This window comes from Exiguobacterium sp. OS-77 (assembly GCF_000414195.2).
GTDB lineage: Bacteria > Bacillota > Bacilli > Exiguobacteriales > Exiguobacteriaceae > Exiguobacterium_A > Exiguobacterium_A indicum.
In genome coordinates this window covers 1-14,958 of sequence record NZ_DF239009.1, presented here as the reverse complement: position 1 = coordinate 14,958, position 14,958 = coordinate 1, and the positions used below count along the sequence as shown (strand labels likewise).

The following is a 14,958-nucleotide window of genomic DNA, read 5'->3' as shown; positions in this document are numbered from 1 at the left end:
AGAGAAACCTTAAAAAGAAACAGATGCAATATATTCATTTTATACTACCGTTTATTTGTGTAAGAAAGATGTATTTTCATCTTTGTATTCTTTTTGTATTTCGAAATCAGATGGTATAAAACAGATATAATAAAGAAAGCAATCATAAATTTATCAAAAGGAGTACACTCATGAAGATTTCTTACATAGCGATTCCCCTTGCCGTGCTATTGATGGCAGGATGTACAGATATGGAGACGACCTCATCTCCATCAGATCAAACAGAGCAAGTGACGCAACAGGACGACGCGACTACACAAAAGACTGATGCGAAGAAGGCTTCCGATCAACCTCCTGAAAAAGAGGCTGATACGAGTACAACCAAGCAACCAAAGGAGACGAAGGCATCAACGGAATCAAAAACGACGAGTCCGCAGGATTCTTTCACAGGATATAAGAAAATTGCGGTCGATGGCGGAGATCTGTCCGGTAGTCGTCAGGCGAACGTCGTCGTCGATATCGGCTTTGGTGACCGGAAATACTGGGCGTTCACGAATGAGCACGGTCAGCTGGTCCGCGTCATCGCGAAGAAGATTGTCCTCCAAGATGATGCAACGGAAGACGTCACACGTGACGGACGCTACTACTCGGACGAGGCGAAAGTGCCTGGCGTCGAACGTGCGGATCTCGATGAAGGACATATCATCGCCGATTCGCTCGGTGGTGTCTCAAACGCCTACAACATCACACCACAGAACAGCACCTTGAACCGTCATGGTGATCAGGCGTACATGGAAGACGTCATCCGCAAGGCAGGTGGCGCGACGAACTTCGAGGCGCAAATCACTTATCCGGATACGTCGACGATGATTCCATCCGCGTATCAGTATACCTACACGGTCCGTGGGAACACCGTCGTCGACCGGTTCAAGAACGGTAACCCGGACGAGACGAATGCGGCACTCGGTCTGACGAAGAAAAAGGATAAAAAAACAGAATCGTCAGCGAAGCCCTCTGCCGATACCACAGCGACCGAGGATGTCTCGCTCGTCGATACTGACGGCAATGGTCAAGTGACGATCCAGGAAGCGAAGGACGCAGGCTTTGCGATGCCAATCACGGAGAAGCACTGGCTGTATCAATATATGCGGGACAACGATCATGACGGCATGGTCGGAGAATGAATCTTAGTCCAATCGAATAGTCGAAACATATTAGGGCAGTGACGAGATACTCGTCGCGCCTTTTTTCGTTCCCAGAAACGTAGGCATTGATGAGACGTCGAAAAAGCGGATTGAAAACAAGAGAAACGAGGAACATAATAAGAACAAATGTTCTTATTATGAAAAGGAGTGATTTTGATGAGTTATGAAGATCGAGGCAATAAGAAGTGGATTCCGTTCCTCATGCCCGAACACAAAGGATTGCTGAAACGCTATTACCAAGAGGTCCATCATCTCAAATTCGAGGATACGGAGGGACCGATCGATGGGACGATCGAGAACGCCTTGAACGATGCCATCTTTAGCGGAGACATTGTCACGGTGACAGCAATGAATGGTCCGTTGACGCATCGTTTCGATGCCTTCGTCGAGAAGCTCGACTATTTGCAGGAGGAGGTCCATCTCGTTAAACGAAATCTAGACGTCGAAATCGTCCCGTTCAAGCAAATATTGAGTGTCACCCTAACGGAGTGAAGAAAAAATCATGGTCATCGATTGCTTAAACATGGTCAAAATAAGGACGAATGACTATGTTTAATTTGAACATGATCTAATCCACTTTGGGCATCCCATCGTACTTATTCATGATATTCAGCAGCGGGTTTTCCTCTCGCAGAGAATGTTCATTCTGAATCATCCTCGATTCTATGTACTAAATGACCAATTTGTATTACAATGTATTACAAAGGAGCTGATAATCATGAGTACCATTTCCGTACGTCTAGATGATCAAGATACACGACTCATCAAGGAATATGCGAAAGCGAAGAACATCACGATTTCTACACTCGTTCGCGATGCCGTCCTCGACCGTATCGAAGATGAAATCGATTTACAACTCTATCATGATTCGATGGCAGCACACCGTAAAAAATCAGAAGCGATCTCTTTCGACGATATGATGAAAGAACTTGATTTAGAATGACAGCATATACGGTAGAGTTTGAGCGCGGAGCTCAAAAGTCTCTCAAGAAGATGGACCCTCAACAAGCGCGGATCATCATGTCCTGGATCAAGAAGAATCTGGTCGGGACGGATGATCCGCGTCGTCATGGTAAAGGGCTTGTCTCGAACAGATCGGGTGAATGGCGTTATCGCATCGGTGATTATCGTCTGATTGCTGACATCCAGGATGAAAAAGTCGTGATCTTAATTCTCGAAATAGGACACCGTCGAGATATTTACAAATGATCGTCGTGAAGAATATTTAAATACTTAACCTTTCAAATAGCATCGTTATTATAGAAGAAAGTCCACATCATTTCTCAGATATGGACTTCTTTTGTTTTCATTTTGCTTGTCTTGACACGATAGTTATCTGTATCCGCATGTAATATTAACTGATACCTACTTGATGAGCAGGAACAAAGATATTCATTATTCAAAGAGTAGAACGAATATGTTTACTAGAATAGATTCATTACTTCGATAATTGACTTATTTTTCAGATATTTCTGTATTTTAACGGTTTAATAACAATACTATTATGATTATAATAGGAAAGTAATGGATTTTATTACTTACATATGGGATTAAACAACTATGCTTTTAGGAGGTAAGGTACATGGCTTATTCGTTTACGTGCAAAAATATAACGAAATCGTTCCAGACAGGTGAAAACGAGACGTTCGCATTACAGGACATCCAGCTCGACTTCGCCGAAGGTGACTTCATTTCGATCATCGGACCGTCCGGTTCTGGTAAGTCGACGTTGCTCAGTATTCTCGGGACACTCGATACTCCGACTTCAGGCGAATTATTGTTCGACGGAAAAGACATCTCTAAATTGAATGCGAAGCAACTCTCGGACTTCCGGTTCGAGAATATCGGTTTCATCTTTCAGCAGTTTCACCTCATCCCGACGCTGACGGCACTCGAGAACGTGCTCGCGCCGCTCTTCGGACGCAAGGTTGACTATGATAAGGAAAAACGGGCACTTGAGCTTCTGGAGGAGGTCGGACTCGCAGAAAAGATTCACTCTCTCCCTTCGCAACTTTCTGGTGGACAACAGCAGCGTGTTGCTGTCGCTCGCGCACTCATCCATCGCCCGAAGTGGTTGCTCGCGGATGAACCGACTGGGAATCTCGATACAGCGACTGGTGAGGTCATCTTCAGTCTATTAACGAAACTGAACCGTGAGAACGCCTGTGGCGTCTTCTTCGTCACGCATGATCCTGAACTCGCCGCACGCGCGAACCGGACGATCACGATGAAAGATGGTCGGGTTGTCGATCCATCGGAGGTTCCTGCCTATGCTTAAGTTCATCTGGAATTCGTGGTGGCGTAATAAAGAACGATTCATTCTCCTTCTCGTCGGTGTCCTAATCGTCAGTACCGGACTGAGTTACCTAATTGGGACGACGCAAGCCAATAACGGAACAGTCGTCGACGAGCTTCAAAAGCGTTGGGGTTCTTCTTACGACATCGTCGTTCGACCAGAAGGTAGCCGTAGCGTAACGGAAGACTTGAAGTTGCTCGAACCAAACTATACAAGCGGTCTTGACGGCGGCATCACGCGCAAACAATATGAGACGATCAAAAAAATTACAGACGTCGAAGTCGCAGCACCGATTGCGATGATCGGAAATAGTTATGTAGATGCGAATGTCGGTACCCATACGATCACCGATCCCGGCATCTATAAACTGACGATCACCGATTCCCAAAATACCGGATTGAAGATGGAAAAAGATACGACAACTTCCTTCCTTGCTGCCGGTTGGGAACCTCCAAGCGGGACACGTGTGAAAGGCGTGTCTTTATTAGAACTCGGAGAACAACCATTATTCGCTTATGGTAGTGCGACGATGCTCGCTGGGATTGATCCGGAAGCCGAGGCGAAAATGGTCGGACTGGACCAATCGACTAAATCAGCTACACACAGCCGCTATTTTAAAACAGATGACAGTCCCGTCGACATGGGGAATGATGTCTATCAAATCCCCATCTTATTAAATCAGCGCGAGTACGTTGATGCCTTCCGGACATATAAATATGAAAAAGTCGATCTTCCATTACAGGACGATTCGATCAATACGACGATGGAGCAAGTTATTCAAAAAGGTGGCTACAAGTACCTGAATACGTTATCTTTATCGGATAAAAAAACATACAAAGTCACGACTTCGGATACGCAGAAGACATTAGTGAATGACATTCTAAAAAATACGGTTCCAGAAGAGCCACCCGGAAGCTTTAATTGGCTAGCACTCAAACCATCACCGATTTCCTATCAGAGTGTCGCTAGTCCCTATCCATCGCGGTGGCCATTCAGCTACCAGGTCAAACCATATGAAGTCACAAAAGATAGCCTACTAGCCAAACGAACGATGTACCGTGAAGCACGTCTATTTGGAACGGACATCAACAACATGCCTAAAATGCGATTCAATTATATTGGCATCTTTGATCCAAAAAAGCTAGACATTTCAAAAGATCCGTTGACAGAACTACCAATGGAGACCTACTTCCCAGCGAAGGCTCAGTGGGTCATGGATAAGAAGGATCGTCCAGTTAATCCACCACGTGATGTCAAACCGACAAATGATGCCTATGACTTCCTGACAAAACCGCCTTCGATGCTGACAACACTGGATGCTGCCTTCAAGTTACGAGGCAAAAAAGCAATCTCTGTCATTCGCGTCAATGTCAAAGGTGTCGAGACGATGAATGCAGAGAGCGAAAAGAAACTCCAAGCGGTCGCGCAAGAAATCGAAGATAAAACAGGACTAATCACAGATGTGACGCTCGGTTCCTCGCCGCAACTCGCTTTGACCTACTTACCCGGTTTAAAAGGAGAATCGGCACTCGGCTGGGTGCAACAGCCGTGGATCAAGCTCGGCTCTTCGATGGCGATTTTCCAAGAAGCCAAGGTTGGGATGAGTGGAGTCATCTTAAGCGTCATCGCGGTTGCCTTAGTCTATGTCTTTAGTTCGAATATCATTTTATTGTTTGCTCGGAAAAAGGAATTCGCGATTTTACTGTCGCTCGGTTGGCGCCCGCGTCAACTCTCGAAGTTATTATTCTTTGAAGCAACCCTTTTAGGAAGTTTCGTCACCTTGATTTCTTGGGCGATTCTCGGCTCATTCTGGTTGACGACGAACCATGCGACTTCAGTCGGACGTATCATCCTGATTGGTCTTGTGGGTCTTCTCATCTACTGGGGCGGCACACTGGTTCCGATGGCACTCATTCGGAAAATTCGTCCTTATGAGAGCATGAAGTCGGGGGAAGTTTCAAAAGGACGCCGGATTGTCCGTGCTCGGGGTATCGTCGGCATGAGCATCAACCAGCTCGCGACCTATTGGCAACGCACCCTTCTTTCAATCGTTGCGATTGCCTTACCTACAAGCCTGTTCATCTTCTTCCTGTTCGTCACGTTCCGCTTAAAAGGTGTCTTATATGCGACGTGGCTCGGTGAATTCGTCGCCCTTGAAGTTGGAACGATGCATTATGTCGCGATGGGCGTCGCACTCATGATTGCCATTCTAACGACGACAGAAATCATGTGGCAGAACGTCAATGAACGAAAAACACAACTTGCCGTCTTAAAAGCCACCGGTTGGCGAGATGGGTACATCCGCTCGCTTGTCCTGATTGAAGGGATGATGACCGGACTCTTTGCCGGCATACTCGGTCTACTCGTCGCTCTCGGGATGATTGGCTTTGTCTACAATCAGTTCCCGGTCAGCGAACTCGGCTTCTTAAGTACGATGTTATTGATCCCGATGTTAACTGGTGTCCTTGGTGCATTGCTTCCTGCACAACGCGCCGTACGAATTACACCAAATGCTGCCATCGGGAGTGTTGTCATCAACTCGAAAGCAACAGAACGTCGCTTTAAAATCGCCCTTGGAACGACTGGCGGAGTGTTACTCGCTGCCGTCGTCACCCTCTTCTTCTTCGCCTCGTCCGAAGACGTTGACACGTCGACAGCTCCGGTAACATCAAAAGCACCAACTGTCCAAACGACGGGAAGTAAGTTACGCGATATGAAAGGCGATTCAAAGTCAACTGAAAAAGCACCGTCTAAGACAACTGCAACGTCCATCGACAAACTGATGGAACAAGGTTTAGTTCAAACCTATCCGGGTGATCCTGTCAGCAAAAAAAGTACCTTCCACGTAGACCGTTTAATTCAGACACCACCCGCGTCGCTCGATTTACCGACATTAAAGAATGAACGATATGTAACGGTACCGGTAATTCTCCATGATGCCGCTTCAGAAGGTGATATAGGATACGCTACCTATCGACCAAATTTATTTGTAATGAGTGATTCTAAAGGTAATAAATATGAACCAATAGATTACGTCAATCATAATGAAAAAGCTTGGTCTTCAGGATACCAATATTATCCGCCTTATCGCTCTAAGGTAGATCTTGTGTATAAAGTACCAAATCAAAAAAATAGTTATGTGTTATTAGCAGAAGGTGATGCAGTCGGCAAAAAGATTACAGTTAAAATTGATGTAGATAAGACTTCAAACTAAGTACGTAAATCTACAGGTTACAATTGATAGTATCTATAACTCAGTAGTTACCATAAACTGCTGAGTTATTTTTTATAGTCTACTAAGATTAACATTTCGATAATGTGTGTAAAACGACCGTTTTTCATACATTATTGAAATTTGTTTCACAAAAATTCTAAAAGGCTATAAGCAGTCCTTTTATTTTTAATTATTTGTCTTTTTTCTTATCTTTTTATCAATGTATGTTTTTTGTTATTATTAATGAGAAAACATACAACAGAGGTGTCTTATGACTAGAATTGGATATGCTCGTGTTTCAACATTAGATCAAAATCTAGAAATGCAATTAGACGAGTTACAAAAAGTCGGTTGTTCGAAAATTTTTAAAGAAAAGGCGTCTAGTGTAAAGAAAAGACCAGAATTCGAAAAGTGTCTTGAGTATTTGAGAGCAGGAGATACGTTAGTTGTTTGGAAATTAGATCGACTTGGGCGTACAACAAAGAAGTTACTAGAATTGATTGATGATTTAAAAGAGCGCAATATCAACTTGCAGATTGTTACGTTAGGAGTTGATACCTCAACTGCAGCGGGAAGACTCTTTTTTACAATGATGGCGGGTCTAGCGGAAATGGAACGAGAATTAATTCGTGAACGTACTAACGCTGGTCTTAAGGCTGCTCGGTCTAGAGGACGTTTGGGAGGACGTAAAAAAATTGACTTAGATATTTTAAATCGTGCATACATGATGTACGAAGCAAAGATGACTGTAGAGGACATCACAAAAACTTTGAATATATCAAGATCAACTTTTTATAAATATAAAAATTCCGGGAAACTAATATGATTTCCCGGAATTTTTATTTAAGTTCAATTTATCAACGTTTCTAAATTTAATTTTTTTTCATTAAGATATAGGTCAAACATATGATTTGCCGGTAATAATATTACTTGTATGTTATCTAATCCAAGTTCATTTAAAATATTTAACTCAGCGATAGCTTTATAAGTAATTTTAGTATTTTCTGAAGGCATCAAAAAATAATTCGCAATTTTTTTAAACTGATGTTTATCTATAAATTTTTTATAGGCAAGTTGATATAGATACTGCTTGGTAATGTCTTCAATTCCTGGCTGTCCAGCTAAAGTAACCTTGTTTTCTTGAACCTCGAATTTTATATCATAATATTTAGCATCAAATATCAGAAAATGAAATTCCCCTCCATCATTCCATATCGTTACTATATCTGGAGTTAACGATCTTTTAGCATAGCTTTCATACTTTTTTTGTGAGCTGTCTAAAGGATGACTCTTCCATAAAGGCTTATCTATAAGTTCAATTAGTTTAGATTTCGAATTAAACTCTGAAGATAGATTTACAGGTAATGTTAAATATTGTAATCTTGTATGTAATTTGTTTTCTAAGACCGTAGAACACACTTTTTCCCAGACGAGATTAAAATGATTTGTTCCATATAGGTCTATAATAGATTCATCATTATGTACGTTTCTATTTTCTATATATGCATACATAGTACTTAATAAAATTTGTTTTCTGGTATTAAACTGCATTTTCATCTCTGAAGATAGCTGATTTAGTAAGTACTCTTCATCACCAAAATCGTCTAATTCTTCATCGGATAAATGAATTAATTCAACATCAAATAAAGAAGCAATTTGTGATAGTTCTAACTGTTGAGAACATTTCGTTAATATACAAGCGTGAAGTCTTCTAAAAAAGTCTGTCTCATCATCTATTGTTTTATAAGTGTATAATTCTAAGTAGTAGGGAGAATTACCACTCATGTATGCAATACTTTCGTTAATTGTCCTATTCCAGTTAATTTCTCCCTCTCCATTTAACTCATTAATAATTTCTTCATTGTTATATAAGCCATAGTTAAAATAGTCATTTAACAAAAAAAGATGAGTTCCTATTGTATTTGACATATGAGACTGATCACCATTACTATATGATGAATAATATTCATGACTTTCTACGTTATATTTATGAAGTATTTTTAGGATTTTTTTCATATTGCTAATAATATTACTTTCACTATGAAAGTATTTTGGGAAAATCACTAATACACGCGTTTCAATGATGATAACTCCTACATAGTCAAAAAAATAAAGAACATCATCTTCTTTATTTGGAACCACATAACTACCACTTAGTAATTGATAAGCATTCTTTTCTTTTGAATTTTTTTTAGAAGTTTTTACTATTCCTAAACTTTGTAGCTTAAGAAAGAAAGAATCCCGATCATCGGAATTCTTAAAATTAAAAATTGTATTCAAATCTGTTATGGAGTATTTCTTAAGCTCTTTAATAAAAGCTGGACCCGTTAGCATACTTAGTTTTCCTCCACTTGTTGACTATCTTCTTGATCGCTACTTTCTTGGTTGCTATCTTCTTGATCGCTACTTTCTTGGTTGCTATCTTCTTGATCGCTACTTTCTTGGTTGCTATCTTCTTGATCGCTACTTTCTTGGCTGCTATCTTCTTGATCGATACTTTCTTGGTTGCTATCTTCTTGATCGATACTTTCTTGGTTGCTATCTTCTTGATCGATACTTTCTTGGTTGCTATCTTCTTGATCGATACTTTCTTGGCGATTTTGTTGTTCTCTTTCCCATTCATCTTTTATACGAGTATAAATTTCGAGTACGTCAGAACCAAAGATTTCGATTCCCATTTTATCAAATGATTCACAAATGTTAGAGTATAGCATTGTTTTGCAACCTTCGAACATTTTTTTTCTATGTTGTCTTGCTGCATCATCAAATAAATACATTATCACTTTATTTTTAAATGCCTTTTTAAAATTTTCTTGATCAATAATCGAATCGTTAGCAGACTTGAGTATATTTTTTGATAAGAAATAAGGTCCCATTAATTTATCTTCGTTAACTTTGCAATCCTTTAATAGTTTTTCGTTTATACTTCTTCTTAATAAGTTCCAGTTTATTTCTTTTTGAAGAGTGCCCTCTCCTAAAAAAACATTGACATTTACTTCTTCATCCATTTCATTGATTCCTAAATATTCGAAACTCCATCTTCTTTTAAAGGCGGTATCTAAAGGGAATACCCCCTGGTCAGCACTATTCATAGTGGACCATATAAACATATTATTCGGAATTTTAATTTCTTCACACTCATCAATTGTTAACTCAAGCTTTTCCGCTAGATATTTTTTTACATCTTCAGTTGTATGAATCGCATATTCGCTTTCCCCAAATTCATTTCGATCCAATAATTGAAACATGTCTCCAAAAACAGAAGCAACCTTGGCTCTATTGATTTCTTCTATCAATAAAATATATGGTTTATTTTCCTCACATTTTTTAGCTTTAACGAATGTTCGAAGAAATGGTCCCGGTACAAATTTATATCTGATTTCCGTACCATCATCACTTGTAACAGGTTTATATGTACCAACAAAGTTTGAATATGTATAGTCAGGATAAAATGTTACACGTTCAAAAGCTCCACCGTTCATTGAAATTAGTTTTTCACAGTCATTATTGAGAAGATAACTTTTTCCAGTTCCAGGTGCTCCAAAGACTATTCTATTTAATTCAAATGAACCTTCAAATTGTTCAGGATGTTCATTAATACTAGTCACTAAACTGACATTAATTTGTTTAGCATTTAAATCATTATAAATACTCACTCTTTTGTAATAACTCGAAAAATCATAATAAGAAGGTTTAGTTGAAAGGTTGTTATTTTTTCTAGATTGAGAAGACAAATAAGGATGCATATCTTCATAAACCATGCTCTTATAAATTCGTAAAGGTCCTGTTATTTCGGAACTATTTCCTAGTATATTCACCTGTTGCCCTGGATTCTCAATCAGAGTTTTATAAATACCCTCTTGATTGAAGTGGAACTCTATATTACTTAAATCCTTCATTTTAAAAACAGTAGGTTCAGACAATGCTGTTAATAACTGATTAAGTAAGTCTTGAGAATGTGATACGGGTAGAGTGATATCGAAACCTAACCATTTTAGAAAAATCACTTTAAATCCTTCTTCGTCAGAGCAAAATAAGCTGTCAATGATATCGATATTGCTTGAGTATTTAATTTTTTTACTAAATCTTATATTTTTACTTCTTTCAGCACTTAAAGATATATTTTCATCTAGAAAATCAATCTTACCAATTTTCAAAACAAGTTCTAACAATACATTTAAATGCTCTTTCAAACCTTTTAAAAGGGGGGTTTCATTTAACTTACTTTCAAAGTCAGCATCACTTATATTATATCCATCATACACAGGTTTTAAATAATTAGTTAGATTATCTACAACTTCATCAGTTAAAATTATTTTTTTTGGATCATATTGAAGTGAATAATCAACTTCACTCGGATGTCCTTGTGTTTTCCAAATAAGAAAACACAAGGACAATGTTGCTTTTACGTTCTTAATAGAGGATTTAATACCTAATCTTTGATCAATTACAGATCTTTCTAGATTAGCCGCAGGAATTAACAAAATGCGTACCTTCTTTCAAACTAAATTTTTTAATTTTAAATCATCTAAAATTGCAGATGCAATACATTGTGCCATTAATGGTGGAACAGCATTACCAACTTGTTTCATTTGAGAGCTCTTAGATCCAATAAATCTAAAGAAATCAGGGAATGATTGAATTCTAGCAGCTTCTCGGACAGTAATCGCTCTATTTAAAAATGGATGTGTAAATTTACCTGAGGATGGTGTATCGAAACGTGTTGTAATAGTAACAGACATCTCGTCTTTTACCATTCTGGACCACGTCCCACTGTAAATTGATTTAGTCAAATGCTCTTTAGGTAAAAATTCCTTACCTCCATTAGGAGGTATTAAAGCTAATCTTTCTAAAGCCAATGATGAATGATTAGTAGCGATATGATTATAAAGAATATCAGAATATCTTCTCATCAATTCTTGATAGCTACTTTGAATTGAAAAAAGATATTCTTGCTGTTCAGCACCTTCACCAGAAGAAAGATATGCTAAATCACTAATGGCATCCCATATTGTAACACTTTTCCCTAATTTAGGGGGTAATAAAGGAGGTTTTCCGTGTTTTTTCCCAATAACTATAGCTCTTCGTCTGTGCTGTGGAACACCGTAATCTGATGCATTCATCACACCCATACTTAAATCATATCCAAGTTCATTAAATAAATTTTCAAGTTCATTTTTGAAAAATCCTTTTTCGGAAGTAAATAAGTTAGGTACGTTTTCCATAACAAAATACTTGGGTTGAATATAACTAACAGCTTTCACAAAATATTGAAAAAGAAAATTTCTTTCATCTAATATTGTTTTTCTTTGACCTTTTTGAGAAAAACCTTGGCAAGGAGGCCCGCCTACAATTACGTCAATTCCACCAACATAATCTGAAAACTCGTGTTCATAATCTAAATCTGTAATATCTCCAATAATCATCTTTGTTGAAGGATGATTAAACATATACGACTTTGCAATTTCAGCATCATACTCATTAGCTAAAACAATATCAAATCCTGCTTTCTCAAACCCTAGAGAAAAACCTCCTACTCCAGAAAATAAATCTATTACCTTAGGTTTCAATTGACACATTCTCCTCTTCAGCGATACGCATAGAAGCAATATCAAAATATGTTTTATCTAACTCAATACCTATAAAATTTCTGCTTAACCTTTTACTTACAACACCAGATGTCCCACTACCCATAAATGGATCTAAAACCGTATCATCTTTGTTAGACAAAATTTTTATAAAATGACTAAGCAATTCTTCTGGTTTTTGAGTAGGATGCTTTCCAAATCGCTTTTCCTTAGATGTAGTTAGTGATGTTTCAATAAAATCATGAAGAACCATACCTTCGTTATTAAATGTTCCCGTTCTCGTTTTATACGTAAAGTAAATCCATGATTCAGTAGAATTAACAAAATGTAAATTCATATTTCTTGGCATTGGATTTTTTTTGTGCCATGTCCCCGTAGTTTTATAATAAAAATCATATTTTTCAGCAATTTTTATTATAGTTTCTACCTTAATGACTGCCATAAAAACGATCATAGATGAACCTTTTTTTGCTAACCTAGAAGATTCCATAAAAAATTGATGCATAGAATATTCCCAAGAGTCGGAGTCTAAATTATCCCAACCTGCAGCTCCAAAGAAATTCTCTCTCATTTTCACCAAATTAGTTGCTCTATTTTTCATAAAATTACCTAAGTTATAAGGGGGATCTGTAATAATAAAATCAATAGAATCCGAAGGTAATTCTTTCATCGATTCAACACAATCATTATTAAATAGACGTACAGTTGTCATTAAAATCTTCCTTCCAAAGTTCAAAAAAACGACTAGAACAAAAAAATAAAAGTCTAATCAATCAAATATAACATGTATAAAGAGGGCACGCAGAAAACAACTATAGATATTTATTTCTACTACCATAGTGAGAACCCCAACCAGCCACCCTATCCATAAATGTATTCGAGTTGAGCCCATTAATTTTTATTGGTTTTCTATTAAATTGTATGACTTTGCTTTGTTTGATAAGTTTAATTATGGTACATGCTGCACGACCTTTTCCTTCTACTTTCTTTTCGATCAAACGTTCTTGGATCAAAATCTCAATTACTCGTTTAAATGTCGCGTATGAGAGCGTTTTAGATTTGTCTACTGAAGAACAGATCATCTTGGCAATGTCACGCTGTGCACCACAAAGAACTCCTCCATTTTCTCTTAGAATGAATAAGACGTCTTCTTTCCACTCGTCTAAATGACTATATGTACGCTCTTCTCGCGGCTTTGCCCCTTCCCAGATTCGATATTTAAACTCCATTCCAGACAATGTTTCAATCCAGTACGCAGAAGGACCGAGTGGTGCGCCTTCTTTAAAGGCACTCTTAACCTTTCGCTTAACATCAAGCTGACGCATAGCCGGTGTATTCCGTTCATTCCAAGCATACAAATAGATTTGCGTATCTTCTTCTGAGTATCCTGTCGCTTTGAATGCTAATGCCAAGGTATAGCACGTATTATCGCGTCGTCCTTGCTCAACACCTCGAAGAAGCGACTGAATCGCAGGATGTTGCATCATGTCTTGCTTACGTACCATGACTTTTTGTTGATGTAATAGCTCTTCACTGCGCTCCGAATACCAATCACAAAACGCGTCAAAAGAAACACGCTCTGGAGACCGATGTACAGTGTTTTGAGGCGTCGGTAAACGGAACCATCGTTCAGCACCTACAGCTTGTAAATCACCTGACAGCTCTTCAGCAATCGCTTGTTGAATCCGTTTATAATGTTCTACGACTTTTGGAAATGCACGACGTGGCTCCGCCAGGTACCAGTATACGTGGAAGCCACCTGATGGCGTTTGAACAATCAAAGAAGGAGTCGGAAGACCGGCTGTTGTGATCATCTCCATCACATCCGGATAGATCATGCCAGCGTTCTTGGCAATCTTGACGTCAATATCAATGACAAGTGCATTTAACCAGCGCAACGTTCCCGCATTCCGTTGATCGTTACGATAGAATGTATTCGGTGTGAAGTACGTTGTCGAAGTTTGTGCTTTAAACAATGAGCTGTATGTACGGACTGCTTTTGGCTGCGCGAAATCGTTGCAGACAAAGACCCAACCTAAATGGTTGCTTGGACCGCTTTGTTCTTTTTGAGATGCGCGCTTTGGTGCTTCCGTTAACTGATCACGATACAATTGACGTAAAGACTCCATTCGTCTTCCTCCTCTCTGATTGATCTATGTATTAGTTTTATGTCGAAAAAGAATTGTCTCTATAATTGCGTCATGCTACACTGAAGTTAATTTCAGTGCATAAGAAAGAGCCCTCAACGGAGCGTGAATTTTTTTCACGTCGGAAAGAGTTGTAACGAGTTACTTTAAAAAGTTTTTTTGAAGCTTGTCTTAAAGACTTTTTAAGAGCTTGTTGAATCTTTTTTCTGTACTGCTCGCGATGTTTAATCGATGCACTCCTGACTGGCGGGTCAGTTGCATCAAGGATCTGATAACCTTTGTTATCAGATTTTTTTGCGTGAAGAGATGCTTTCTGTTTACAACTATCTGTATCATTTCATAAAAAAAACGGCTTCACAACAGGTTTTTTTATAAGATCAGGTTTGAAATCTACATGTAGATTTGTAGATGCGTCTACATGTAGATTTGTAGATTTGTAGATGCGTCTACATGTAGATTTGTAGATTTGTAGATTTGTAGATTTGTAGATGCGTCTACATGTAGATGTCATCAGATATCGTCTAATCCC

Annotated in this window: 12 protein-coding genes; 7 read left to right on the top strand and 5 right to left on the bottom strand. The window is 38.7% G+C overall.

Annotated features, from left to right (window positions below):
* Positions 1 to 170: 170 nt before the first annotated feature.
* The 7 genes from EXG77_RS15820 to EXG77_RS15790 all read left to right on the top strand — a co-directional run bounded on the left by EXG77_RS15820 (position 171) and on the right by EXG77_RS15790 (position 7,520).
* A complete protein-coding gene (locus EXG77_RS15820) occupies positions 171 to 1,163 on the top strand; it encodes a DNA/RNA non-specific endonuclease (protein WP_035399397.1) in 993 nt (330 codons plus the stop codon).
* 177 nt (positions 1,164 to 1,340) lie between these two features.
* Positions 1,341 to 1,676, top strand: a complete 336-nt coding sequence (locus tag EXG77_RS15815; protein WP_035399395.1) for a YolD-like family protein — start codon at positions 1,341 to 1,343, stop codon at positions 1,674 to 1,676.
* Positions 1,677 to 1,902: 226 nt separating this feature from the next.
* On the top strand, positions 1,903 to 2,127 hold the full coding sequence (gene relB, locus EXG77_RS15810; protein WP_026829710.1) for a type II toxin-antitoxin system RelB family antitoxin: 225 nt from the start codon (positions 1,903 to 1,905) through the stop codon (positions 2,125 to 2,127).
* Positions 2,124 to 2,393, top strand: a complete 270-nt coding sequence (locus tag EXG77_RS15805) for a type II toxin-antitoxin system RelE/ParE family toxin (RefSeq protein ID WP_035399392.1) — start codon at positions 2,124 to 2,126, stop codon at positions 2,391 to 2,393. Before relB ends, EXG77_RS15805 begins: the two co-directional genes overlap by 4 nt.
* A gap of 373 nt (positions 2,394 to 2,766) precedes the next feature.
* Positions 2,767 to 3,462, top strand: a complete 696-nt coding sequence (locus EXG77_RS15800; protein WP_035399390.1) for an ABC transporter ATP-binding protein — start codon at positions 2,767 to 2,769, stop codon at positions 3,460 to 3,462.
* A complete protein-coding gene (locus EXG77_RS15795) occupies positions 3,455 to 6,694 on the top strand; it encodes an ABC transporter permease (RefSeq protein ID WP_035399388.1) in 3,240 nt (1,079 codons plus the stop codon). The genes EXG77_RS15800 and EXG77_RS15795 overlap by 8 nt, the downstream gene beginning before the upstream one ends.
* 271 nt (positions 6,695 to 6,965) lie before the next feature.
* Positions 6,966 to 7,520 carry a recombinase family protein gene (locus tag EXG77_RS15790; protein WP_035399386.1) on the top strand — a complete coding sequence of 185 codons (555 nt, stop codon included), beginning with the start codon at positions 6,966 to 6,968 and terminating at the stop codon, positions 7,518 to 7,520.
* A 23-nt stretch (positions 7,521 to 7,543) separates the two neighbouring features.
* On the opposite strand, the gene EXG77_RS15785 is transcribed toward EXG77_RS15790, so the two are convergent.
* From EXG77_RS15785 to EXG77_RS15765, 5 genes are all read right to left on the bottom strand, one after another.
* Complete coding sequence (locus tag EXG77_RS15785; RefSeq protein WP_035399384.1) at positions 7,544 to 9,028, bottom strand: LlaJI family restriction endonuclease; 1,485 nt, start codon at positions 9,026 to 9,028, stop codon at positions 7,544 to 7,546.
* A 2-nt stretch (positions 9,029 to 9,030) separates the two neighbouring features.
* A complete protein-coding gene (locus EXG77_RS15780) occupies positions 9,031 to 11,178 on the bottom strand; it encodes an McrB family protein (RefSeq protein ID WP_052017231.1) in 2,148 nt (715 codons plus the stop codon).
* Positions 11,179 to 11,193: 15 nt separating this feature from the next.
* Positions 11,194 to 12,264, bottom strand: a complete 1,071-nt coding sequence (locus EXG77_RS15775; RefSeq protein ID WP_119182632.1) for a DNA cytosine methyltransferase — start codon at positions 12,262 to 12,264, stop codon at positions 11,194 to 11,196.
* Complete coding sequence (locus tag EXG77_RS15770) at positions 12,254 to 12,994, bottom strand: site-specific DNA-methyltransferase (RefSeq protein ID WP_081637457.1); 741 nt, start codon at positions 12,992 to 12,994, stop codon at positions 12,254 to 12,256. The genes EXG77_RS15775 and EXG77_RS15770 overlap by 11 nt, the downstream gene beginning before the upstream one ends.
* A 100-nt stretch (positions 12,995 to 13,094) precedes the next feature.
* Complete coding sequence (locus tag EXG77_RS15765) at positions 13,095 to 14,411, bottom strand: primase C-terminal domain-containing protein (RefSeq protein WP_052017230.1); 1,317 nt, start codon at positions 14,409 to 14,411, stop codon at positions 13,095 to 13,097.
* Positions 14,412 to 14,958: the final 547 nt, after the last annotated feature.

What these genes read in the sequence shown, in the direction of transcription:
- EXG77_RS15820 (WP_035399397.1), top strand. Translation starts at nt 171, where the DNA reads ATGAAGATTTCTTACATAGCGATTCCCCTTGCCGTGCTATTGATGGCA.
- EXG77_RS15815 (WP_035399395.1), top strand. Translation starts at nt 1,341, where the DNA reads ATGAGTTATGAAGATCGAGGCAATAAGAAGTGGATTCCGTTCCTCATG.
- relB (WP_026829710.1), top strand. Translation starts at nt 1,903, where the DNA reads ATGAGTACCATTTCCGTACGTCTAGATGATCAAGATACACGACTCATC.
- EXG77_RS15805 (WP_035399392.1), top strand. Translation starts at nt 2,124, where the DNA reads ATGACAGCATATACGGTAGAGTTTGAGCGCGGAGCTCAAAAGTCTCTC.
- EXG77_RS15800 (WP_035399390.1), top strand. Translation starts at nt 2,767, where the DNA reads ATGGCTTATTCGTTTACGTGCAAAAATATAACGAAATCGTTCCAGACA.
- EXG77_RS15795 (WP_035399388.1), top strand. Translation starts at nt 3,455, where the DNA reads ATGCTTAAGTTCATCTGGAATTCGTGGTGGCGTAATAAAGAACGATTC.
- EXG77_RS15790 (WP_035399386.1), top strand. Translation starts at nt 6,966, where the DNA reads ATGACTAGAATTGGATATGCTCGTGTTTCAACATTAGATCAAAATCTA.
- EXG77_RS15785 (WP_035399384.1), bottom strand. Translation starts at nt 9,028, where the DNA reads ATGCTAACGGGTCCAGCTTTTATTAAAGAGCTTAAGAAATACTCCATA.
- EXG77_RS15770 (WP_081637457.1), bottom strand. Translation starts at nt 12,994, where the DNA reads ATGACAACTGTACGTCTATTTAATAATGATTGTGTTGAATCGATGAAA.
- EXG77_RS15765 (WP_052017230.1), bottom strand. Translation starts at nt 14,411, where the DNA reads ATGGAGTCTTTACGTCAATTGTATCGTGATCAGTTAACGGAAGCACCA.